Origin of the sequence: Pseudomonas sp. lyk4-TYG-107 (assembly GCF_030209055.1) — a bacterium.
Taxonomy (GTDB): domain Bacteria; phylum Pseudomonadota; class Gammaproteobacteria; order Pseudomonadales; family Pseudomonadaceae; genus Aquipseudomonas; species Aquipseudomonas putida_A.
The window spans coordinates 22,848-44,891 of the sequence record NZ_JARVST010000020.1 but is presented as its reverse complement, the minus strand read 5'-3'; the positions used below and the strand labels follow the sequence as shown (position 1 = coordinate 44,891).

The following is a 22,044-nucleotide window of genomic DNA, read 5'->3' as shown; positions in this document are numbered from 1 at the left end:
GAAGCAATTCGAACGTCTTTCGATAGCACTTATGAGCTGCGTATTTGAAAGCCGCTTCGATCAATATGGCCGTGAAGGCCAACGACAGGATGGAGTCGACCTCTACTGCCGCCTTAAAGATGGCTCCATCATCGCCGTACAGTGCAAAGGTCGGAACGGCAACCTTGGGAAGAAACTGACACTCGCACAGGTCGATAAGGCGGTGCTAGAAACGGAAAGCTTTCCCTTCAAGATCGACCGTTTTTTCATCCTCACCACCAGTCCACATGACGCTGCATTAACCAACCGTGCACTGGAGCTGACAGAACAACGCTCCTTTGCCGGAAAAGGATCGGTAGAGGTCTGGGGTTGGGAATCACTGGAAAACATTATCCGAGAGAATGCGTCTCTGCAGGATTCGTTCTATTCCGAGTACAAGCCCAAAATTTCTCTTCGCGGATGGATCTTGAGGGCAGGTCTGGCGAGCTGCTTGGCGATCGCATGCTTTGTCGGGGTTCACAGGTATCTCGCGTATCAGGCAGACTCAGCACAAATGAATGAGGCCACAATCGAAGGCCTCGCTGAGTACATGAATCTTAACGATCGTTTGATCGGTATCTATGATGGCTGCCTAGGGATGCTTGACAAAGGTACCTTCGCCTTTTCGTATTCTTTCCAACAGTTCTGCATCGTCCCTGTTGAGCGAACCTTGAACGCCATGGAGCATCAGGTTCAACATGCGAGCATGAAGATTGACCCTTCAGCTATAAACCAGTTGGACGTGCTGCTTGATCTTTTGAGGGAGGATTATCGGCAGGGACTGATGGCCAATCAGATGGTCGGGTATTTCGAACAGGGGATCATTGATAGCCAGAAGGCGCTGTGCACTCCCAACAACTCTGATGCATCTACGGAAATCCTGAAGGGGCTGCGCAAGCCAGCCGATGATGCGATGAATCGGCAGCTCGAGTTCTATTTCATCCTGCGCGATTTCATTCTTCCTGGACTTCAGTCGATGCAGGCTAACGTGCTGGTAGCAGCTCGACAAAGCAACCGACGGGGTATTTCAGATCAGATGCTGAGCGACGCTCGGGAACTGAGTGACCTCCTCAAGCAGCGCCACCAGTACAGAATGGAAGAACCGCAGCAGCCGTTCACCCTATCTGCAGTCAAACAGTGGAGTTCACGAGAGATAAAGATCTCGGGCGACATGGACACTAGGATTGAGGATGCAAGATACGCTCAAGTTCTGCTCCATGGGATTCAAGCTTCGCTTTATGGGAAGCACGAAGAAGTGGAATCGCTGATCGCGTGCGGTGTGTTCGTTAAAAATGCCGAAGCAATCATTAAAAAGGATGAAGAGGCTATTAGGGCTTCAGCCACTCCAGCCACATAGAGCCAGGCGAAGTGCGTCGTCTGCACATCGCGGATCACGCCTTCAACCGTAAACGGCTTTACGCGCTCCCCTGAACCGGTAGGCGCTGTTTGGCTCAGTTATTTTTCGCCCCAGGTTCTCGCCGCGAGCTAAGCCCGTAAAGCTTGAGATGTTTGAAGAGCATCTCTTCCTCGAGTATTTGATCCTTCAAATCTGAGTCCGAGCCGGTTCGCCATTCGATAATCTTGTCCCAGATCCTCCAGGATCTGGTTTCAAGTGAATACGCGCAGCTAGCGAGGCTTTGAAACAGCTGGTACGCCTGCTCACCTGTCAGCAGGTAATCGACATTGCCCTTACCGAACAGAATCCCACCGTCATGCATAGTCCGGATGCAGAGCGCATTTTCCGGATAGTCTGGGTCTGCACCTACACCTTCATATGTCCAACAAACGCCGAAAAATCGGAACGACACGCCTTTACCATGGATCGTATCGTCCGAAAAGCTAAGAGCCCCTCGATCTCCAGAGAACGGAGATATTTTCACGAGGCGTCCGCCCTCCCAAGGCATGCTCGCAATGTCTAAGCCTGTGCGCATAACAGACATCAACAGCCCCTGGGCAATAGCGTCGGCCTGTCGAGCACTCAATTGATATCGCGAGTCTCCGAGTGACATGCCGACAGTGCGACCGTCTTCCGTTGTGGCAGATACATAACTGACCGCCCGGTGGGTAAATTCGACACTTTTCGGCACATAAAATGGCCGAGAGTTTTTGATCGGTACAGCGCTCATCGCTGGCACTCCGTATGGTTTTATATACCTAACGGTTTTCGTGACGGCGAAACTTTAGCCCGCGAGAAAAATTATGTTGTTACTCAGTGTAATCGCCGGCCATACGGAACCTTACATGAAGCAGCCTCTGCTCGACTTCGACCTCAAACGCGCCTCCCGCGAAAACTACATAACAGGCAAAGCCGCCATCAATTTCCCCCATCCAGGAAGCACCACCGGTGGGTGGCATTTCCTTTCCTATTTTGATCGGGAATCCGGGGAGGCCAAGGTGTCGTTGGCAGGCATTCATTATCCTGACACCACAGCCTACTTTGGCGATCTTGGCATCATTGATGTGACCGATGAGCTAGCGGAGCGCGGCTGGTCTGCTGAAGGGCGGCGCCTATACATGGCTGATCACTACAGAGCCGCTGCGGACATGATCGTGAGATGGGCACTGAGCGAGTCCAACCACTGCAGCGTCGAGATTGATGATTGGTTTTCCTCTCGTGCGGAGAGACAGCGACTGCTTGAGATTCTAGATACAGGAAGGTCAAAGCTTTCCGAGGTGGGCCAATGGCAAAAAGTGGAAGCGTGGCTACGTGCGCAAACCTTCAGATAGGGTAGTGGCTAGCCTAGATGGAGCGTGGTGCCGGTGCTATCCGCGAACTCCTGAGCCGGCTTACCCTCTTCCATTGTGTCGAAAACTTCAGTGCCATCGGCAATTACAAGACGCGGAGCCCCCACATAGGCCTCCGCATTCTCTCCCACCACAGGTATTGCGTATTCGATGCTGATGGCATGGTAGAGATCCACCACCGGATCGATGCTGGCTATACATCCTCCAAGGCAGCACTGATTGGAATGACGAAGGCGCTCGCTTTGGAGTGGGGGCCAAAGGGCGTGACCGTCAACGCCGTCTCTCCGACCGTGGTAAATACCGCGCTTGGCCGACGCGTCTTTGAAGGCAAGCGGGGCGAGGACTTCAGAGCTCAACTTCCGACTCGCCGATTTGCAGAGCCAGAAGAGATTGCCCTGACCATCCTTTATCTGGTGAGTAAGGGCTCTGGCAGCACCAACGGGGCAAACGTGATGGTGAATGGCGGATACACCATTCAGTAGCTGATATCAGACTAAAGCTGCGCAACATCGGCTCAGGTTCTTCAGAGCTCCCCAAGCCGGCGCCGCGCATTAGATTTTTCTGATGATCGATTGGGATCTCCAATATCCCACCACCCGGTAGAGCTTCCCGCTGCCAACCGCCCGAATGAAAAACTCTTGTCGAGGATCAAACTCAAAAACGTTGATCATCACGCCCGGCCTTCTTTCCATATGGACGTGTGCATGCTCAAGCAAATCCTTGAGGTAGAAAAGCCTCTCTCCTGATCGGCGATAGATGGGTACAGCCTCGTTGTCCTGTCCTTCGTAACGAAAGCTTGGATCACCAACTTCCCGCTTGCCCTGTTCTGCATCCACCTCGTCGAAATAGTAAGCGAACATGCTGCTCCAAGGGCCCAAGCAACTTTCTATCATTTCCTCCCCTGTTAGCTTAGCGAAGCTGCGACCCTCGATGGAATTTACTCCAATTCGTAGCTCGCCCTGGGATAGATACCTTTTCTTCGAAAGGATGATGCCGACAGCAAAAAGATCGTGCAGCTTCACCAAGCACATCAGCCCCCACTCATCCGTTGCCACCAGGATCAGATAGTGATTCTTTTGATCGAAATCGATGAAGTCCTCATAAGGCTTGCAGACTTCTTGCTGAAGGCCATTTCCGATTTTTACGTAATCCAAAACAGCATCATATTCAGCGTTCTTCAAAATCTGGGAAATGCGGATGGCATCCTCATCCTCGAAATAGCCGGGAACGGTATCGACTGCGTATTCGTAGGCAATCTTCAAGAGGCCAATTTTGAAGCGCTGCGTGTCAATCTCCCACCGTGACCCGAAGCTCCCGGCTGAGATTTCTATCCGGCGCTCTCCGCGTAACACTGCATCTTTGGGAATATCTTTACGCCTTAGAATCTTTTCTACCATGGCGTCAATTTTGTCCGTGTCCTTGCCATCGACCGAAATTTCGATGGACACGACCTGACCATTTTCTTCTTTGATATCTACGGTAGGGTGGTGATAGATCTCAAGTTTTCCGTCTTCAGCAACATCCAACCTAGCTTTGTTATTTGGCAACTCCTTCTCAGTGAAAACGCCGGCGAAGGGGTTGGGTACCGCGCCGTTTTTTCCTGCGATGCTCTGAGCGAACCTGTATAGCTCGGTCAGCTTATGGTTGACCAGCGGGGAATCTATGTTGTTTCCCATTATAGAGTTGCAAGCAACACACACTGTCTTTATGTGGTAATAGCCGCCAAGCGATTGCGGTAAGACATGTTCAAGACTCATGTCACTCTTATCGAGTCTGCATATTATGCATATCAACGTTCGAACATCCTTTTTCCTGAGTTTACGGGGAGTGTGGGTACGATCTATGTGACGGATTATGTCACCCATGGCGCATCTTGAAAGGAGCTAGCTGAGGGTTGAGGGTCGGATAGGTGACTTTCAGCAGCGGAAAGTAGCAAGGACACGCGTTAATGCTGCGAAGATTCCACTCGTGGAGCGAGGCTCTGTCTGACGGGGGCGAGGTAAAAGTCCTGACTTCAGCCGGCACCAGGTGACAAAATTCCCCGTACGTTATGGGGTTCGCTTCGTTGCCGCTTAAAGTCTGGCTTCAGGTCGATATTTACAAGCACCGCCGAACAAAAAAAGGCCCTTCAAGGGCCTTTTTTGTAGTCAACGCAACCTCACTTGCTCAGCCAGGACTCGACGGTCGCGGAGCCATGTTCAGCTTTCCAATCTTTCAACGTCTTGTGATTACCACCCTTGGTTTCTACGACTTCGCCGGTGTGAGGATTTTTATAGACCTTCAACTGGCGAGGCTTGCGACTGCCTACTTTGGACTCGACTGCTGGAGCGCGACGGCCCGCTTGCGGATCAAGCAGGTTGATCACGTCCTTGAGGCTGTAGCTGTATTTTGCGAGCAAATCGCGCAGCTTCGTTTCGAACTCGATTTCTTTCTTAAGGCCGGCATCACCTTTCAAGGCCTCGAGCGCTTGGAGCTGTTCGGCAAGGTGTTTTTCAAGTTGGCGAAATTCTGCGAGTTTGGACATGGTAAATCCCATCTAGTTAGTCGCCTAACAATACACCAAAAATAGTGATCAGAATTAGTATACGTGCCTTTCCCATCTATCTATTGATAGCCTAAGGGACTTTGATTAAACGCACAGCAATTTGGCCACGTCTGTTCGTCTAGACATTCTAGCTACTCGCCGCTACACAGCCTATGATGATGGCAGCTTGGCATTGTCCCGCTCCGCTTTCGGGGCGCCTCGGAGCTACGCGACTTTTCTAACCACGGATGGATCCTAGACTCGCACTCCGCGAAGTAGTCCTCAAGCCTTCCGCCGCCACAAAAGTACGCTACCCGCAATGTCAGTCTCTCAATGCTAGGAGCAAAAATTGGCTGAAGACGCAGTGTCATTCATCACCTCAGAAGACGAAGCAAAGGTTAGAGAGGATAAAACTCAAGCACCCGAGCTATTCGCCCTGGATTCTGGCCAACTACCTTTCGAACGAATGGGTGATGATCATTTTGAGCTTTTGGTCGCAGATGTCTTTCGCGCTGAGCTGGAAGCCGACTCTGAGGATTGGTATGACACTGTCAGTCGCTTGAACGACGGAGCCGACCAAGGACGAGACGTTATCTTGTTCAATGAAGGCAGTCCCGTTGGGGTTATTCAATGTAAGCGCCTAAAGAAAACTCTTGAGCTTGATGCGCTTATTTATGAAATTTGTAAGTTCTTTTTATACGCTCATATTAGACCGCAAATCTCCTCTGCGCCGGGGACTGCCTTTAGGTATTACGTAGCAGCTGCAGACGGTGTCAGCGCCAAGCTTTTTGAATTTATGCAAGGAACAGGTCAGGCGCGATTCGACAATTTGCGCGCGACTTTTCAGACAAAATGCGGGACTGTGCGCTCTAAATCAGAAACACTGAAAAAACACCCGTTGCTCAAAGATCTATCGAAACCACAGCTATGCAATATCGTCTGGCAATGGATACCTCAGTTGCAGACTAGGGTGTTGAAAAAAGACAGCCTTTCAAGTCTAGTGGCTAAACATTTAACAGTAAAACGCACCTACTTCCGACTCGAATCGGATAGCGCGGCGATCATCGAAAGCATTCGTGATTACCTAGTATCTCAAGGTGGAGCGCTTTCAGGGGCTGACGAGCCTTACCTAAAAAAAATCCGTACCGAATATATTGATCGAGAGCTGCGTGAAGGCGATCAACTCAATATTGGACTCATTCAAGGCAAGGATTTAATTCCGTTTCTACAAGCCATGCTTGCTCCAGAAGCTGGAATATTTGAGCAAAGTTTTGGCAACCGCTCCGTAGTTCTCGCCGCTGGTTCGGCAGGCGCCGCTCCTGATCAGTGGAATGACATAAACGCGCTTATCAAAGCCTACCCAAATCCTCTCGTATTCGTAGTCGGGTGTGGAGAAGTCACCGGGGCTATGCTGATTGACTGGACAGCGATCGACGGAATGTCGTCTATAGACCCCTCTTGGAAGCCAGCATCTGCTCAAAAATTCAGGGCGGGATGGTGTTGGGTAACCGACCCAACTGAAGGGCTAATCAACTGCTATATTCTGGTGGAAAACGAACCCAACAACCCTGATTTTGATCGAGGTAACATATCTCTGAGGCTTGCTTTTAAAGATCTTATCCTCTGGCCTACCTTGGGAAATGATTTCACTAATTCACTCCAAAATAAAAACTCTCAACTGCGGAGAATCATTGCGAGTCAAGCTGATGATCGGCAACGTCGGCACAATCTAATCTTGACGTCTCAGCACATCACCGATCTAAAGGGTATCGCGAAGTCTCTTCCGGATTACTACGCAAGGCGCCTGACCTCTTCGGTTGTTGTTGCGGCCGCCAACAGTGGGCAGCTGCGAAATTGTTCGATGAAAATTCACAGCGCAACCGGGATATTTCCAGCCGTAGACAGCGCGCAAAGTACCCGTTCGAGCCTGCCTGGAATACAACCTCCAAGCCGTGTAATGCGCAGAAGCAGCAGTGGTGGCATGACGCTCACACTTACATGGGATGCTTATGGGTCTCTGGAACGCGTGAAGGGCCTTAGACTCCAAGACGGTGTAGTCCAAGATGATTTGGAACCAGCCGCACTAGAGTTCCACGAACTTTTCGACCGCCATCCACCGGACGCCTATTACCCTGACTTGGTAAAGGAAGAATTCCAGCGACTTAATACACTCGTGCAAGCAGGAAGCATTACAGACTCTCAAGGCTTTACATATCAGACCAGGTTCGGAGTGAAGCCAGATAACGATTTTACGTTAGAAGAAATGGCCAACTCCGGAAAATATGTGATGAGAGCGGTGAAAGCATTGAGCTACCTCAAGTCACACAAAGACTCTGTTTGGATCACAGAGCCAGGCACGAAAGGCCATCTCCAGCTCAGCAATACAGAAGGTGAATACAATGTGCTTGCGTGGGCGAATGACGATTTCGGCGTGAGGGATATGGCAAACGACCTCTATCGTTGGGCCAGAGGCACCGCCAACCATCCACTGCTCGTTGTGTTCGCAAACGGAATTGGTCGTGTTGAAGATACAAAGCCTGGCGAATCCACCGAAGATGAGGAAACCAGCAGAGACCGCTTCGACATTTCCGATCCACCGCACAGAAAAGACTCCATCACCGACGTTGCAATGGTGAATAAGGTGTACTTTTTCGCTCTCGACGGGATCGAGTCGATGTACGACAAGGCAAGATCCATTCCCGCTGAAGACTTTATAGATGACATATCTACCCGCAGGAAAACACTAGATGCTAAGTGACCTGATTAGACTCTTGGATGAGCGAGCAACCCGTGCCGGCTTCACATCTCCCGAGAACGGCGTTTTGGATTTTGCAGACGACCCTAACTGGCCGGGCCCTCCCCCTCCGACTCAAGTTAAGTATTGGTCGACCACTTTTGCATCAGTGCTGCTTGTTCACATTGACGGCGCTACCTCACAGGAGGCCTGGAGAGAAACGAAGCGTGCTGAAGCGTTTCTTGATGCCGGACTATTGCGGCTGGAAAAAAAGGGTTCCGTGGTGGATGGCTACCTGGTATTAGCCCTGGCTCAGTCAAATGAAGATCTAAAGCAATTCATTAATGACGTCGAGAAAGATACAAGGTTCGTCAGGAAGCACGTCGTGTACCGGGACGTCGACGGCTGGCAAAGGTGCCAACGTATCACCCCGCTTGGATTGGCAGGGCCGCATGAACAGGCTGACTACGCGCAATTCGTGCCTGAAAATGACGCGATGGCTGACCTGCTGGCAACCCTATCAACGTCAAAAGGAAAGGAACTCGCACACAATCACGGAAAGAAGTGGGATTTGAATGAATAATTTACCTATTAAATTCGTTTCGGTAGAGATCCAGAATTTTCGAGGCGTACGAGATTTTCTGCGAATCCCACTAAATGCACCGCTGACGATTATTCACGCAGCCAATGGCACCGGTAAAAGCACTATCTGCTACGCATTGGAATGGTTGCTAACGAATAAGGTGAACGACCTTCCAACCACCAATGACTTTTCGTGCCATTGGGGATCTGGCGACACATTAGTCAGCGCTGAATGTGAGATCAACGGCGAACCGTATCAACTAGAGCGGATCAAGGGTAAAGCTTGGATCAAAAAACAGGGCGATCGCAAAAAGAAGCACATCAAAGACGCTAATCTCTTGGAGATGCTCACTCCAGGATCTATTGCGGGTGGTAGCACCCAAGCCACGACCAAAGCACGCCGTGACTGGCTTCGCAACTGCAGATGGCTATACGCAAACTCCCTCGCGCTTCTGGTAGATAACAGCGAGTCGACGCTCAGACAGCAGATATTTGCAGACATTTTGGGGTTGGGCCACCTTGCGAGCACACTCAGCAATCTGAAGGAATACCGGACTGAGCTGCCCAAAACTCAAGGTTTGGAGACAAAACTCCAGGCGCTTTCGAACGAAATTGATGCACTTGAAGCAAGGCTTTCCGAAAATCAACTCGGGCACGACCAAGTATCTCTCAAACTGAACGAGGTGCTAACAGGTTTTCCAGGCACTCAGTTAACAGGAAATATTCTAAACGATTTCAAAATTGTTCAAATGAAGGTGACCGGGCTACTGCAGACTGCTGAGCGTCAGAAGAACATATTGAGTTTGTTACTGGAGGGATGGGCGGAACACGAGTCAGGTCTTCAGCAGCTCGGAATCAACCGGGATTTGCTCAAGGAGATTACCGAGACGACCTCGAAATTGAACGATGAGCACCGCCAGCTAGCTGAGCAGTTCTCTGCCCTCAATACACGAATAGGCCAAGCCAAGCTCAGTATTGACTGGGCACGACAGAATACTGAAATTCTCGATCGTTGGGACGCCATCATTGCGAATCCGGTCTTCATCCAGCACTTTCCTCAACCCGATGTCTCCTTCGCTCACTTGCAACAAAGCTTCGTGGAATACGGCTGGGATTCAGATCGGCAATACCGATGGCGGGATGCAATTGAATACTTGATCAGCAATAAAAACACCCTGATGGATCTTCTAAAACGAAAAGAGGATCTGTTGCACAGCCCCGTCTTACCCCCCGAAAATTTCGTTCATATATCGAAATCAGCGGATGAGGCGAAGCAAGCGAGAATCCAAGCTCAAGCCGAGTTTGACGCTTTATCGAACGTGATAGAACGTCTCAAAACTCTCGGACATGAAGCGGTGAACTCCCTCACGAGTGGCCACTGCCCCCTCTGCAGCCACGACTGGAAATCAGCTGACGCACTACGCAAGCGTCTTACTTATGCAGCTACGGCACCCGAACTGCAGGCGGCAAAAGACAAACTGGATACTGCTCAGGCGACCGAGAAGCTCTGGGAATTATCATTAAAAACTGCCATTCAACAGCAATCTTCAGCTGAGAATCACTCCGAACAATTAAAATCTGCTAACGATAAATTGAAGTCATTCGAAGAAAAAACAAGCTATCTGGTCGCCATGAACAGAGCTGAGTTTTCAGCTTCTGACATCAGCAATTTTGAACATCTGCTCGCCCGCATCAAAATCGCGATCGACACAAAAGCAATCGCTGAAGTAATGCCAAGGATTGTTGAATTCTTCAAACTACCCTCTCTTTCCAACGCGAGAGATGGGGTCTCCGCTGTGCGAAAAGCGCTGATCGGTTATACCCAGCATTTTGAACAACAACTTAGGTCGGACAATACAGAGCAGCCGGCACTATCCCGCTCCGTGAACGAGAAGCTGCAAAATATTCAAGCCAAAACCCAAGAGTCTCACCAGGTAAATGCCAGGATTGCGGCGGCCTCCCAAATAGTGAATCGCTTCCAAAGCCAGTGGAACGAAGTCAACAGCGGTCTCCCGATCTCTTTGGAATTGCACTTCGCGACACAAACTCGTGTGGACGAAGATCTCGCGAGGGCGAAGCGCTATGAGATTGAGATTAACGAGTGCAAAATTTTCCTGAGTGTCGATGATGATACTGAAAGATTGATGAAGCTTCTGAATGAAAAACAGGTGGTAACAGAGAAGCTCCAAGCAGGCCAAAGCCACATATCAGCGGCAGACAACGCGATCAGCCTGTACAGCAATCATGTTCGTGACGCGACCGTTTCAAGCCTATCTCCCCTCTTGGGCCCAGCGACTGAACTGTTTTCTCGGATGCATGCAAATGAGGTGTATCACAAGCTGAGCGTTTCTGGAGACGATTTGAACTGGATGGTACTCGCGGAAGGTCACGACACACCGTTGGAAGCTCAAGAAAAATTGAGCCAAGGACAGCGGCAAGACTTGGCGCTATCGCTTTACCTTGCCAGAGCAAAAAGTACCGGTGGCAGCTTCCTGTTAGATGAGCCGATCGCTCACCTTGATGACCTTAACCGAGTGGCCATGCTGGATATTTTCAGGCTGGCCGCGACATCAATGCCAAACATGAACTTGATCCTCACTACCGCAAGCGACAGTTTAGCCCGACACCTGATGCAGAAATTTTCGAGCGTTTCGGACAAGCAGTTATTGAACACAATTTATCTGCAAGGAAACCCGCGAACGGGCGTGAAAGCGTCAGTGAATGGGGTTCCAACAGATACTGCGGTGTAGCTCTCCAGGAATGGGAAAAAACCACTGAGGGGGAGATTAAGCATTTCCCGACTCAGAGGCAAAAACTGATCCCTACGGAAAAAATGAAATCACGTGGTTGGTCTCGTACGCCAAATCAAGGAAAGCAAAATGGGTCGAGGTAAAGAGTTCTTTCAAGGAATGACGAAAACCCGGCTGAAGGAGATGATTCGGGAGGAAATCGCAGCGGTTGAATTTGGGCAGGAGTTTGAGTCTGCCCTCATTTCAGACCTCATATCCCAGAAGCATTACCACTGTGCGGCGCAAAGCCTCCGCCCATGCCGCTTTCGAAAACTGCATCGGCCGGGAGCGGCTTACGATTTCCAAGGCTACTTCCCAGATTACGGTTGGCACGGGGTCTCATGGACGCAATGCATTGAACCTCGTGACGAAATAGCTTGGTTGGAGCGCGCGCTCCGTGATGCTGCACGCCCTATAATCTCGACCTATAAGGCGACTCATCCAGTATGCGAACGGTGCAGAGACCACCCGTCAACAGAAGTTGATCACGTTCTTCCCGAGTTCAACCTTATGGTCTCACAGATCATTCAGACGCTCAGCCTCTCTCAAGTCGAGGAGATATTCTCTCGCTTTGACTGGCTGGACACAGAGCCGTTTTCTCTTCCGCCAGGGCACCCTGCTTTGCAGCTAATCGCTGAGTCTCATCAGACTGCAAACCTCCAAGCTGTATGTAAACCCTGCCATGTGCTCAACGGGAATGAGCGGCGCCGAGCAGTGGATTAATCAACCTGATCCATTCAATTGCTGGCGAATTGGGCTTAAAAGCGAAATGCCCTTAACGCTTTCAAGATGTCCCACTTTAGGTCATCTTTATCACCCAGCAGCGCCGTACTCCAGGCATAGATGCGCATGCCGAGCTGCTACTCTCCAGAAGCCGCCACGTTGCTGGCAATCGGGACATGCATGAGCCTACAGTTGATTTTCACCCTCGAAGCAACCCTTGGAACCTTGGCACGATTATTCGCTGCTGAGGGAGCGGCTCAAGAGGTCGCGGTACTGACTTTCTCTAAACCGGAGGTCGTGGAGTCCCATTATGACAATTGGAACGGGGGCACGACTTACTACTCTCTCATAATGGAGGTACCTTTAAATCTGTATCCGCAGATCGAGCCACGTAAAACAGAGCTCGAGGCAATTATTTTTAAGAAACTGGAAGTTATAGTAAACAAAAATCCGTCTGATGCCTTTTGCGAAGTGAAAATTTCTCCGGCGGTTGTTGAAGATCCCCAGTGGCGAGAAAAGGCGACGGCTTGGCTTTCTGGATCAAAGGTTTCCAATCAAGGTAGGGTGCGTTCTGATAATGTCGCGCCACTAACAGCGGACGGACTAATCTTCCGGTCTCAGCCTGAGATCCATATGTATAAGGCCTTTAAGTCGATGGGTATCTCATTTGCGCCGCTGCCGGTATTCATACGCGGTGGATTGGATTACAGACGAATTGAGCCTGACTTTGTGTTGATTCGTAATGGCATCATGATGGTTGTCGAGGTTGACGGTGACACGGTACACCAAGAAACGCCGGCAGAAGCCCATGCAAGGACAACCATGCTGCTGCATGAAGGCGTACATTTCGAGCGTATCCGAGCCAGCGAATGTGATTCTCCCGAAAAGGCAAAGAAGGCGGTGGAAAAAATCCTGCTTGTCTTCGATAAAATTCACTCTGCTAGATAAATTTGATAATGGAATTATGGCCCAAAGACTGATTTTTAACTGCCAAATCTGAATTATTTCCTGCATGGCAGCAAACCTTCAGTTAGTTTGCAATCAAATTCAACTCATTCTCTTGTTACTGGAAGATCCAGATAATCCGGAGTACCGCCCATGCGCTACGCAAGCCATAGCGGGCTTAAAATCGATTCTCAAAAAGGGCGATCGCCACCGCCGCCCTGATTCAGCTTCTCATTTATGAGAAATATAATTGACACTCGCTCGAACTAACAGGAAGCATTACACTTGATGGAAGCTTGCAAATTGTTCATAAAGCTCGTCAAAAGTAACGACCGAAACATGAGAGGAGACAGCTTGTCGCTGTACTTCAAAGGCCATAAGCTTGTCTCTATCATCAGATATGCTGCTTAGGTCGCCGACTATCAAGAAACAACGAGGAGCAAATACCTCGAAGGGCATCGGTGCCATGTTACGTTTTTGGTAGAAATTGACCATCAACTCGTTACGCTGAATTAACACCTGTGAAATAGCGCCAGAAACGTCAGTAGAGAAAGGGTAGGTATCGCGATACTTTCGTCCTAAAAGTTTGGTTTTTGGAGCTTTTATCTCAACGAGGCTGATATTGTTAGCTTTATTTAAATACGCGAAATCAGCACGCTTGCTTCCAGCTCCTCTAATGTCAGTCGTCCCAACATGAAATTCGCTTTGCATGAAGACTGCGTACCCACCGAGAAGCCTTTCGAGTACACCTTTTCTTTTTTCGAGTTCTTCGTGCCAGAAGGCCTCGTTACCGTCCTCATCAACGCGCTTGTTAGCCCAGACATCTAGCGCCATCGCGATATCCGAAGCATACACTCCTCTTTTAAGCAAAGGGAGGACATCGCCGTTGACGATTACAGAATTAAATTCATCTATCGCCTCCAAGACAAACTCGGCAAATTCAATTGCAAAGTCATCCGGCTCATCTTCATCAATATATTGAATAAGGTCGTTCAGCTTTCTCTTGGCGCGCAAAGCCACATCCATGAAAAACCTAAACCCTGGAGCAAGCTCTAACTGTTTAGCGAAATTCTCCTTTGAGCGATCAGTACCTAAAACCTCTTCAAGCCTTTCATCAATTTTTTCCTGTACGATTTTCAGCAAATGCTCTGCGCTATCTTTAGGATCTAAAGCAAAATCTGAGTGACTGAGTTTGACGCTAAGAGCAATCGCCAACCTGTCATAATCCGCTGGTCTAGCTTTGCGCATGTCTTGCGCTAACTGTATTGACCCCCAAATCTCATCGAATCTTTCATCACTCATCTCCATCTATAGCTAGCCTCTTGCATCTCTCTATTAATCCTCAGTCGAAAATAGCCTAGCCACAGCTGTCGGAGCAATGGAAAAATCACTCTCGTGCTCGTTATCAGGGGATCTAGCCTAGGTAGAGCTAGTGCAGCCTTTCATGATGGCCAGCGCTGCTTTCCTCATGACAACAAATGGGATTTGCCCCGCGAGAAAATTGAAGGGAGTAAGATCACGGTGGACGTGATCGACGCGCTGAAAGCAATCATGCTTAAGTTACCGTGCGAATAGGTAAATCTTTATTTCCGGTTCAGAACGTATGATCGCGGTGTTGAGATTTTACCCTGCCATGATCCGCCTCAGGGATGGTTATCAAAATTTATAACTTTACCAGTGAACAACGATTAATTTGCAACGAGCCTTTCGGATGAAGCTGTACGAACACACAGTGCAAGCTGGACAAAAAGTAAAATCAAGAAAATACATGATGATCCAAAACCACGGATTACATTGGGCGAAGGTATGTTCGCAACTCATCATTACGCCCGAGTGAAATGGCGCTATACAGATTTATAACACAGTTGCCAATCGATTTATTTACAATGATGCTCCTTGATTTCTATAGGCACTGTGTAAAAATCCCTTCGTCATTACCGAAAAGTACCGTGAAAAAGGGTGAGAGATGAACTACCACGTGCATTACATGAGCATTGACATCACACTCGACGACAAGTTACTTGATCACCCTGACAACCTCTGTGGAATTTCAGTGGCAACTGTGAACACAAAAAGCAATCCATTGTACTGGCACTGCAAAAATATTAGAGAAATCGAGCAGGCCTACGAGCGTCATCACAACTTTCCCACCAACGATGATGCGGTGCTCTGGCCGAAGCATAAAGTAAAGGTGATAAAGGTCGAGCCCGCAGCAGTTTGCTGAACGGCGCACTTGCCATTGATGGGCCCCATACACGGGCATGATGCCGAATTCAGAATCTTTCATGGATAGGCATCTATGAAACTCATCGTAAGCTACGTAATTTTTTACACTACTGTCGACCAAGTGTTGCTGGGTAACAGTTCGACAATGAGCGACGTCCACTATGAATTTATCAGCCTGCTTGCACCTGAATATTCAGCGTGTGGATCAATACAAGATATCGAAGCAGAGTTTGAGGCAGGGCGAAATTACACAGACGGCAACAACCATGTGGCGAACTCACAGAGAAAAGTTAAGACTCTTAAAGTGGAGATATTCTCAGTAGAGCCGTGAAGACTTTAAAAAATTTTTAGCCGCGTCTGAATGCGAGCATGAGCGACGAACGTAACTTCACACTATGTGATAACCCAACATGTAGACATCCTTCTCTTCGCCGATTTCGCCCGTTGCGCCGAGGTAAATATTTGAGCATGCCACGCCAACAACAAGCACCTGTTTAAAGAGCATGTCGAGAACCTCATCTACTAGATCTGAAAGCCTCGAGGACTCCGTATCCGATGGCTTTACAGTTTCAATGAAAGCAATGAGATTAAACTCTCGACTAGCCACAAATGGGCCCACTCTGTTGTAGCCTTCAAATACGCCGGAGGCTATGCCGATAACTTAGCTTTTTTTGATCTTCATGGTGTTCCCGCCTCCATCCTGAAACAGACGCTATACCTAAGGCGGCTTTACCATCATTGTAGATTTCGGGGAGATACGTGGTGCTGTCCCTTGGAGAGTAGCAAGAAATCTCGGAGGCTCGAACGTCCATTGCCGCGCTGAAAAGTGGCCAGTACGTAGCGAGAATTCATAGTTGTCATCACCCAAAATCTCCCTTCGCGCTCGACTTTCAACACATCAGAAGTACGGATCAAATGACCATCTTCATACCGTCCGTACCGAGCTTTGCGCTGATGGCCAAAGACCACGCCAATTCCTGCACGAGCTCTGATGGAAACACCGCAAAGGTAAGCGGTCACTGGCAAGTCAAAGCCCTGCTCCTGAGCTTTTATAATGCGCGTAAGGTCGAAATCAGTGTGGCGTTTTCCATAGAAACTCACATCAAGAGTGTCAAGCATCATTGCGCTCCCTTGGGCGTTTTGTAGGGCGTTATCAAGAATTGCGCACGGAACCAGCCGCTCTGATAGCGTGCAAGAATCTTGGTAGATTTCAGGCTGATCGAATCATGCTTTCGAGAAAAACTGGTCGTCGGTTTTTTAGTGAATCAATCTGAAAACCTGGGCGGTTTGAGCTGTGGTACACGAAGCCACCATCTACTTCGATTAGGCATACATCACAGTCATGCTCATCATTCCCGACAATGACTTTGACCACGCGATCCATACTCCATCCATCACAATGGTTCATCGATGGCGGCGTCACTACCCTGACATCGGTGACTGTGATTTCCTCGTCTTGGGCGATCAGGATCTGCTGAAGTTGATGCTCGGTATCAACCATTAACGCTGCTTCGGATATCCGGCCCTCTTGCTTGGCTTGGATAGTCAGGTGATACCAGTGAGTGCGGAACACTCTGGATACCTGGCGCCATTGGCACTGCCCTTCCCCAAACATACCTGGTACTCCGACCATATTGGTGTCATGTGTTCTGAACATCGTGTGTCCTTATGTCTCGCGTAGCTCTTACAAGAGCGGAGATTAAAAGAAGGAGAAGATGGTGTTGAGGCTGGCAATTTGCTCATGCCCCGGCCCCATCAGGACGTAAATCGTATTCTTGGTCTCGAACATAACGCCGTCATCGAATGTGAGGCACATGCTGGAGCGAACCCAGTCGCCTACTTGGAACCGCCCACGGCTGTCCTCGACCACTTTGTGAGCAAACAAGAAAAGAGGGAGGTGGCCGGCGGCGTGAACCTTTGTGACTTCTTCAGGGGTTAGGTCGGCGCGAAAGATTGTCCATTGTTCGACTAGGCAATAGGGCTTGTGCGGGAAACGCTCAGTTACCATTCCAACAGCTTCTAAGCCCGAGTGCGTTCTGCCCTCTAGCTCTAGGCTGTTCCCTTCAAGTAGCTCGCTTTCGGACGGACACACCATGCGTCGACCCTCCAGTTTAGTAATGCATGAAATGACATCTGGGCCGCCGAGCGGCCGATGCAAGCCAAGCCAAAATCAACATATGAATAATTATATATATTTGAGTATCTATTAGCAAACACGGCATACCGTCTCTTTTTTGATGAGGCGATAGAATGTCATTGCGTCGCCCATACGCGGCCGTACTGCAACTGCTACGAAAATCCAAGGGATTGCACCAGCAAGCTATCTCTGCAGAGGTCGCGCAGCCATATGTCAGTTTGCTAGAAGCTTCAAAAGCTAATGCCACAGTGGACGTAACTAAGGCGCTAGCGGACGCTTTAGGCGTAAATTCTGCAACGTTCTTCGGGCTGGTGATTGCTGCCAGTCAACAGGTAACCCCGCGAAACGTCATGCTCGAAGCCATTGCTGAAATGGAAGCGCTAGGACTCGCGGACACAGTCTTGCCAGCGACGCCGGATAAGCTTGAGGCCCCGAGAGTGATTGAGGGCAGGAAGAGAATGCAGCAGGTTCAGGAATTAAAGGCTTTGGGCCATAGCCGGGCTGAGGTTGCGCGGGAGCTAGGGTGCACATGGACAACCGTCAATCGCCTCTGGGGTGAGAAGCCAGACGACTAATGGTTTGCTGATATTCAGGCACTCACGAGATGCGGGCGATCTGCAAACAAGGCGCTAAAGAGCCTTGGCCCTGTGAGTCATTCAGCGACATTTTGAAGCCATTGTTCCCCAAAAGGATGAAGCTCAGAGAGGGCGCAAAATAGCGCGCTGAGTAGTATAGGAAACTATTAGTAGACCCACTCACTCAGTCACTCACAGACGAGTAGTTGGAATTTGGGGGCCATAACTTACGGCTGCATCCAGTCGCAAAGCTGCCACACCAACAAATGCCCGACCGGCGTCGCCACCCAGGACGCTCTGCGCCAACGCGCCCTCGTCGTCCCGGACAAGGCCCAGCGCGTCTACAACTTCCACCGCAACACGCTCAAGGCGCTGGCAGAAATGCTCGCCGCCGCAGGCCTTGAGCATCCGTCGCAACTGTCGGCCAAGCACCTGGTGCGCCGCATGTCGGCGACCGAGATCAAACTGTTCTCGCAGCTGCATGTGTTTCTGAAACCGGGGGAATTGCTCACGGGTGAGGTGAATGGCGAGTTCTATTCGCGGATGTGGCAGATGGCGCGAGCAGACAGCTTTGAGCCGCAGGAAGTGGCGGCAGCCTGAGCCTCGTCACCAACTGAGCAGGCGGTGAGGCGGCGGCTCTTTCATGACGATGAAACCGTAATCGCCAATCAGGTAAATCCGGTAATACAGGCTGTCCACCAGCGCTGGAAACCCCTGATAGCCGACGCGGGTGGCGTTGCGCCGCTCGCGTTCGGCGACCACGTTGGTAATGCCTGCTGACGGCAGATTTTCCGCGAGGATGAAGTAGTCGACGTTGAGCAGATAGTGCAGCACCGGCAGCCGCTTGAATGAACCGGTCGCACTGGCCAGCCAGCGCTCGGAGTAGCTCACCGAGAGATAGATCCGCTTGGCTTCACGCAGCTCGCGATGGGCAGCGATGTCATGGCTCAGGCTGTACAGCGCACTGCTGGCGAAGGTTTTCTGCAGATTCAGTACCCGGCCGTAGGCGAAGGACAGCGAGAGAGTCGCCAGCAGCGCAATGATCAGCAGCAAGGGCAAGCGACGATGCGCGGATGCCAACGCAACGTGCGCCAGATAGAACAACCCCAGCAACAACACGCCGAAGCCCATCAGGGTGCGCGCGCCTTCATTGAAATCACGGAACAGCAGCGTGATCCCCGGCACCAGCAAAGCCAGGACAGGCAGCGTGAGCAAGCACAGCAGCAAGTCTGGCCAACGGTGCGGGCGGCACTGAACCAGTCGCACACTGCCAGCGATCGCACACAACACCAGCGCAGCGAAAACCCACGGGTAGCCGCCGTGAAACAACAGCGCAACTTTATCCAGGACCCGAGCGAAATTGATGCCGATCTGCAACAGCGGGTTGGCGTCCAGGTTCAACAGATCCGTTTTTCGCAACGTTTCCATGAATGGGTACGCCGTGGCGCTGTAGATCAGGATGCCCAGGCCCGCTTGTGCGAGTTTCCAGCCCAGCATCCGCAGAATCTCCGGCCACTGAGTTCGCCGCTGAACAGCCCTGATCAACTCGACACAACACAGCCCGAGAAACACATTGAAGCTGATCTGATAAAGACCGATTGCCAGCGCCAGCAACGCCGCAGGCACCAGCCAGCGCTGCACCCGCGATGAACCTTCGAATGTGATGGCGTAGATCGCCGCGACCATGCTCAGGGCCATGATCGGGCCGTCGTATTGATAGGACAAGTTCTGCAGCAGGAACGGGTTATACCAGAGCGGCAACGGCACCAGACAGCAGGCCAGCGTCGGTTCTGCAAAGTAGTGAAAGGTCAGGCGCGTCAGGGCCAGACTCATCGCTACGACGGCGAGCAACAGCGGCAACGGAAAGATGTTCGGCGCGGCGCCGGTGAACGTCAGCGCTTGATAAAACCAGTCGGCAAACAATCGCCCCTGCCCGGCCCAGGCATTGCCGGCGGCCAGCGTGCGCCAGTTATCGTCGATGTAGGGAAAGTCGGCGAGGATCAGGGGCAGGACGTACAACGCGGTAGCCAGCAGGAAGAACAGCACGACCTGACGCTGACTGAGTTCTCGTTGGAGAAATGCGCTCGTTCTCATGTGCGCGCCCCGTTTCAATGCCGCGCGAAATTTGCGAAGTGATACAGGTTTGAGCCTTGCTTCGAGGTTTTTATCGCGCTTTCAGACCGGCGGTTACAGCTTCTGAAACGCCCATAAAAAACCCCGACCAATAGGCCGGGGCTTGTTTGTTACCTTACCGTTGACTTACGAGACCGAACGCACCGCACCCTGCGTTTCACCGGTCGGTTGCAGCTTGAACACGTAGAACAACACGGTCAGCAGCACCAGGAACACCGGCCCCACATATAGCGCCACGCGGGTGTCCGGGAAGTACGCCATCAGGCCGACCACCAGCACCAGAAACGCCAGCGCGAAGTACGAACTGACCGGATACAACCACATCTTGTATTTCAGGCCGGCACGTTCGCTGGCGCTCAGGCCTTTGCGGAATTTCAGTTGCGCCAGCAGGATCATCACCCAGGTCCAGATCGCGCCGAAGGTCGCAATCGACGTCACCCAGACGAAGACTTTCTCCGGCACCAGGTAGTTGAGCAGCACGCCGATCAGCAGCGCGAAAATCGACAGCAGCAGCGCGCGGCGTGGCACGCCATTGGAGGTCTTGGCGAACCCGGCCGGAGCCTGGCCGTTCTGCGCCAGGCTGTAGAGCATGCGCCCGGTGCTGAAGATGCCGCCGTTGCACGACGACAGCGCCGCAGTGATCACCACGAAGTTGATGATGCCGGCGGCGGTCTTGATGCCCAGACGCTCGAAGGTCATCACGAACGGGCTGCCCTGGGTGCCAATTTCGTTCCACGGGTAGATCGACAGGATCACGAACAGCGCGCCGACGTAGAACAGCAGAATGCGCCAGAACACCGAGCCGATCGCATCGGGAATGGTCTTCTGCGGGTTCTTCGCTTCACCGGCGGTCAGGCCGATCATTTCGACACCGAGGTAGGCGAACATGACCATTTGCAGGGACATCAGCACACCGGTCACGCCGTTGGGCATGAAGCCGCCGTGGGCCCACAGGTTGGAAATCCCCAGCGCCACGCCATCGTTGCCGAAACCGAAAGCAATGATGCCGACGCCGCCGATGACCATGGCGATGATGGTGACGATCTTGATCAGGGCGAACCAGAACTCGAATTCACCGAAGGCTTTTACCGCGATGAGGTTGATCGAGCCCATGCTGATCAACGCCGCGAGGGCCCAGATCCAGCGCGGTACATCGGGGAACCAGATGCCCATGTACACGGCGACGGCGGTGATTTCCGCGACGCAGGTCACCAGCCACAGGAACCAGTAGTTCCAGCCAGTGAGAAAGCCCGCCAGCGGGCCGAGGTAGTCCTGGGCGTAGCGGCTGAACGAGCCGGCCACCGGGTTGTGTACGGCCATTTCGCCGAGGGCGCGCATGATCACCAGGATCGCCAGACCGCCGAGAATGTACGACAGCATGATCGCCGGGCCGGCCATTTCAATGGCCTTGGCCGAGCCGAGAAACAGGCCGACGCCGATACAGGCACCGAGTGCCATCAGGCGAATATGCCGTTCGCCGAGTTCGCGTTTAAGCGGGCCGCCGTGAGCGGTCTCGCCATGGGGCAGGTGATTGCCGACTGGCATAGGGATACAACCTCGTCTTGTTATTGGATATGACCACCGTGTGTCGAAGCCTCGACCGATAGGCCTCAGCTTCCCGACACCGCGCCTGCTTCGTGGGCAGACACGTCATGCAGGACCCTGCCTGCAAGATCAGCGGGGCGTGCAGTATAGAAAGCTTGTCACAGGGCTTTTCACTCTATAAGTGACAACATACAGCTAGAAGTCTCGGCAAAAAGCCGCTTTGCGGAGAGATATTACCTGATATGCGTAGGAATATTCACCACAAAAAATCCCGGCGAGTATTGCACGATGATGGTGCACCGTCATGGCCCTGCTTTGGTGGTATTGCGTGGGGGACGGCTCTAGCACAGCCGTTTCGATGAACTTGA

19 protein-coding genes and 1 pseudogene are annotated in these 22,044 nt (G+C 51.3%); 10 read left to right on the top strand and 10 right to left on the bottom strand.

The genetic code is table 11. From position 1 onward, the window contains the following. The first annotated feature begins 31 nt into the window (after window positions 1–31). Window positions 32–1,375, top strand: a complete 1,344-nt coding sequence (locus QRN61_RS18110) for a hypothetical protein (RefSeq protein ID WP_143520549.1) — start codon at window positions 32–34, stop codon at window positions 1,373–1,375. Window positions 1,376–1,469: 94 nt separating this feature from the next. Here QRN61_RS18110 and QRN61_RS18105 read toward each other — a convergent pair whose 3' ends face one another. Continuing rightward, the gene (locus QRN61_RS18105; RefSeq protein WP_096795566.1) at window positions 1,470–2,144 is read right to left on the bottom strand and encodes a hypothetical protein; all 675 of its coding nucleotides are present in this window, start codon (window positions 2,142–2,144) and stop codon (window positions 1,470–1,472) included. 115 nt (window positions 2,145–2,259) lie between these two features. On the opposite strand from QRN61_RS18105, the gene QRN61_RS18100 reads away from it, so the two are divergent. Then, window positions 2,260–2,745, top strand: coding sequence for a hypothetical protein (locus tag QRN61_RS18100; protein WP_285374410.1), 486 nt, complete (start codon window positions 2,260–2,262; stop codon window positions 2,743–2,745). Between the two features lie 17 nt (window positions 2,746–2,762). Continuing rightward, window positions 2,763–3,245, top strand: a complete 483-nt coding sequence (locus QRN61_RS18095) for an SDR family oxidoreductase (RefSeq protein WP_502942634.1) — start codon at window positions 2,763–2,765, stop codon at window positions 3,243–3,245. A gap of 69 nt (window positions 3,246–3,314) precedes the next feature. Here QRN61_RS18095 and QRN61_RS18090 read toward each other — a convergent pair whose 3' ends face one another. Together QRN61_RS18090 and QRN61_RS18085 are read right to left on the bottom strand one after the other, a co-directional pair. Continuing rightward, on the bottom strand, window positions 3,315–4,628 hold the full coding sequence (locus tag QRN61_RS18090) for an HNH endonuclease (protein ID WP_096795563.1): 1,314 nt from the start codon (window positions 4,626–4,628) through the stop codon (window positions 3,315–3,317). Between the two features lie 293 nt (window positions 4,629–4,921). Further along, a complete protein-coding gene (locus tag QRN61_RS18085; RefSeq protein ID WP_096795562.1) occupies window positions 4,922–5,287 on the bottom strand; it encodes a histone-like nucleoid-structuring protein, MvaT/MvaU family in 366 nt (121 codons plus the stop codon). 349 nt (window positions 5,288–5,636) lie between these two features. On the opposite strand from QRN61_RS18085, the gene QRN61_RS18080 reads away from it, so the two are divergent. From QRN61_RS18080 to QRN61_RS18065, 4 genes are all read left to right on the top strand, one after another. After that, the gene (locus QRN61_RS18080; protein ID WP_285374407.1) at window positions 5,637–8,045 is read left to right on the top strand and encodes an ABC-three component system protein; all 2,409 of its coding nucleotides are present in this window, start codon (window positions 5,637–5,639) and stop codon (window positions 8,043–8,045) included. Beyond that, window positions 8,035–8,604 (top strand): hypothetical protein, encoded by a 570-nt coding sequence (locus QRN61_RS18075; protein ID WP_096795560.1) that lies wholly within the window; start codon window positions 8,035–8,037, stop codon window positions 8,602–8,604. The genes QRN61_RS18080 and QRN61_RS18075 overlap by 11 nt, the downstream gene beginning before the upstream one ends. After that, the gene (locus tag QRN61_RS18070) at window positions 8,597–11,353 is read left to right on the top strand and encodes an AAA family ATPase (protein WP_096795559.1); all 2,757 of its coding nucleotides are present in this window, start codon (window positions 8,597–8,599) and stop codon (window positions 11,351–11,353) included. The genes QRN61_RS18075 and QRN61_RS18070 overlap by 8 nt, the downstream gene beginning before the upstream one ends. A gap of 942 nt (window positions 11,354–12,295) precedes the next feature. Beyond that, window positions 12,296–13,063, top strand: coding sequence for a hypothetical protein (locus QRN61_RS18065; RefSeq protein ID WP_096795604.1), 768 nt, complete (start codon window positions 12,296–12,298; stop codon window positions 13,061–13,063). Between the two features lie 276 nt (window positions 13,064–13,339). Here QRN61_RS18065 and QRN61_RS18060 read toward each other — a convergent pair whose 3' ends face one another. Next, entirely contained in the window at window positions 13,340–14,368 is a 1,029-nt protein-coding gene (locus QRN61_RS18060) for a Shedu immune nuclease family protein (RefSeq protein ID WP_096795557.1), read from the bottom strand. 742 nt (window positions 14,369–15,110) lie between these two features. After that, window positions 15,111–15,347: a hypothetical protein gene (locus QRN61_RS18055; RefSeq protein WP_285374405.1), complete on the bottom strand. Its 237-nt coding sequence runs from the start codon at window positions 15,345–15,347 to the stop codon at window positions 15,111–15,113. A 12-nt stretch (window positions 15,348–15,359) separates the two neighbouring features. Between QRN61_RS18055 and QRN61_RS18050 the strand changes: the two genes are divergently transcribed. Continuing rightward, window positions 15,360–15,617: a hypothetical protein gene (locus QRN61_RS18050; RefSeq protein WP_096795555.1), complete on the top strand. Its 258-nt coding sequence runs from the start codon at window positions 15,360–15,362 to the stop codon at window positions 15,615–15,617. Window positions 15,618–16,021: 404 nt separating this feature from the next. Here QRN61_RS18050 and QRN61_RS18045 read toward each other — a convergent pair whose 3' ends face one another. The 3 genes from QRN61_RS18045 to QRN61_RS18035 form a co-directional block, all read right to left on the bottom strand. Beyond that, window positions 16,022–16,405, bottom strand: a complete 384-nt coding sequence (locus QRN61_RS18045; protein ID WP_285374404.1) for a hypothetical protein — start codon at window positions 16,403–16,405, stop codon at window positions 16,022–16,024. 91 nt (window positions 16,406–16,496) lie between these two features. Beyond that, window positions 16,497–16,943, bottom strand: coding sequence for a hypothetical protein (locus QRN61_RS18040; protein WP_096795552.1), 447 nt, complete (start codon window positions 16,941–16,943; stop codon window positions 16,497–16,499). 42 nt (window positions 16,944–16,985) lie between these two features. Then, on the bottom strand, window positions 16,986–17,381 hold the full coding sequence (locus QRN61_RS18035) for a DUF6957 family protein (protein ID WP_096795551.1): 396 nt from the start codon (window positions 17,379–17,381) through the stop codon (window positions 16,986–16,988). A gap of 155 nt (window positions 17,382–17,536) precedes the next feature. Between QRN61_RS18035 and QRN61_RS18030 the strand changes: the two genes are divergently transcribed. After that, on the top strand, window positions 17,537–17,998 hold the full coding sequence (locus tag QRN61_RS18030) for a helix-turn-helix domain-containing protein (RefSeq protein WP_096795550.1): 462 nt from the start codon (window positions 17,537–17,539) through the stop codon (window positions 17,996–17,998). Between the two features lie 231 nt (window positions 17,999–18,229). Then, window positions 18,230–18,598, top strand: a pseudogene (locus tag QRN61_RS18025) (glutamate synthase-related protein); the annotation flags it as partial. 6 nt (window positions 18,599–18,604) lie between these two features. On the opposite strand, the gene QRN61_RS18020 reads toward QRN61_RS18025, so the two are convergent. Further along, window positions 18,605–20,092 (bottom strand): glucosyltransferase domain-containing protein, encoded by a 1,488-nt coding sequence (locus tag QRN61_RS18020; protein WP_285374400.1) that lies wholly within the window; start codon window positions 20,090–20,092, stop codon window positions 18,605–18,607. A 165-nt stretch (window positions 20,093–20,257) separates the two neighbouring features. Continuing rightward, window positions 20,258–21,676, bottom strand: coding sequence for an amino acid permease (locus QRN61_RS18015; protein ID WP_027612097.1), 1,419 nt, complete (start codon window positions 21,674–21,676; stop codon window positions 20,258–20,260). Between the last annotated feature and the right edge of the window lie 368 nt (window positions 21,677–22,044).

Excerpts from the sequence above, each read along its gene's own strand:
- QRN61_RS18110 (WP_143520549.1), top strand. The coding sequence starts at position 32 with ATGAGCTGCGTATTTGAAAGCCGCTTCGATCAATATGGCCGTGAAGGC.
- QRN61_RS18105 (WP_096795566.1), bottom strand. The coding sequence starts at position 2,144 with ATGAGCGCTGTACCGATCAAAAACTCTCGGCCATTTTATGTGCCGAAA.
- QRN61_RS18100 (WP_285374410.1), top strand. The coding sequence starts at position 2,260 with ATGAAGCAGCCTCTGCTCGACTTCGACCTCAAACGCGCCTCCCGCGAA.
- QRN61_RS18095 (WP_502942634.1), top strand. The coding sequence starts at position 2,763 with ATGGAGCGTGGTGCCGGTGCTATCCGCGAACTCCTGAGCCGGCTTACC.
- QRN61_RS18090 (WP_096795563.1), bottom strand. The coding sequence starts at position 4,628 with ATGGGTGACATAATCCGTCACATAGATCGTACCCACACTCCCCGTAAA.
- QRN61_RS18085 (WP_096795562.1), bottom strand. The coding sequence starts at position 5,287 with ATGTCCAAACTCGCAGAATTTCGCCAACTTGAAAAACACCTTGCCGAA.
- QRN61_RS18075 (WP_096795560.1), top strand. The coding sequence starts at position 8,035 with ATGCTAAGTGACCTGATTAGACTCTTGGATGAGCGAGCAACCCGTGCC.
- QRN61_RS18070 (WP_096795559.1), top strand. The coding sequence starts at position 8,597 with ATGAATAATTTACCTATTAAATTCGTTTCGGTAGAGATCCAGAATTTT.
- QRN61_RS18065 (WP_096795604.1), top strand. The coding sequence starts at position 12,296 with ATGAGCCTACAGTTGATTTTCACCCTCGAAGCAACCCTTGGAACCTTG.
- QRN61_RS18060 (WP_096795557.1), bottom strand. The coding sequence starts at position 14,368 with ATGGAGATGAGTGATGAAAGATTCGATGAGATTTGGGGGTCAATACAG.
- QRN61_RS18055 (WP_285374405.1), bottom strand. The coding sequence starts at position 15,347 with ATGAAAGATTCTGAATTCGGCATCATGCCCGTGTATGGGGCCCATCAA.
- QRN61_RS18050 (WP_096795555.1), top strand. The coding sequence starts at position 15,360 with ATGAAACTCATCGTAAGCTACGTAATTTTTTACACTACTGTCGACCAA.
- QRN61_RS18045 (WP_285374404.1), bottom strand. The coding sequence starts at position 16,405 with ATGCTTGACACTCTTGATGTGAGTTTCTATGGAAAACGCCACACTGAT.
- QRN61_RS18040 (WP_096795552.1), bottom strand. The coding sequence starts at position 16,943 with ATGTTCAGAACACATGACACCAATATGGTCGGAGTACCAGGTATGTTT.
- QRN61_RS18035 (WP_096795551.1), bottom strand. The coding sequence starts at position 17,381 with ATGGTGTGTCCGTCCGAAAGCGAGCTACTTGAAGGGAACAGCCTAGAG.
- QRN61_RS18030 (WP_096795550.1), top strand. The coding sequence starts at position 17,537 with ATGTCATTGCGTCGCCCATACGCGGCCGTACTGCAACTGCTACGAAAA.
- QRN61_RS18020 (WP_285374400.1), bottom strand. The coding sequence starts at position 20,092 with ATGAGAACGAGCGCATTTCTCCAACGAGAACTCAGTCAGCGTCAGGTC.
- QRN61_RS18015 (WP_027612097.1), bottom strand. The coding sequence starts at position 21,676 with ATGCCAGTCGGCAATCACCTGCCCCATGGCGAGACCGCTCACGGCGGC.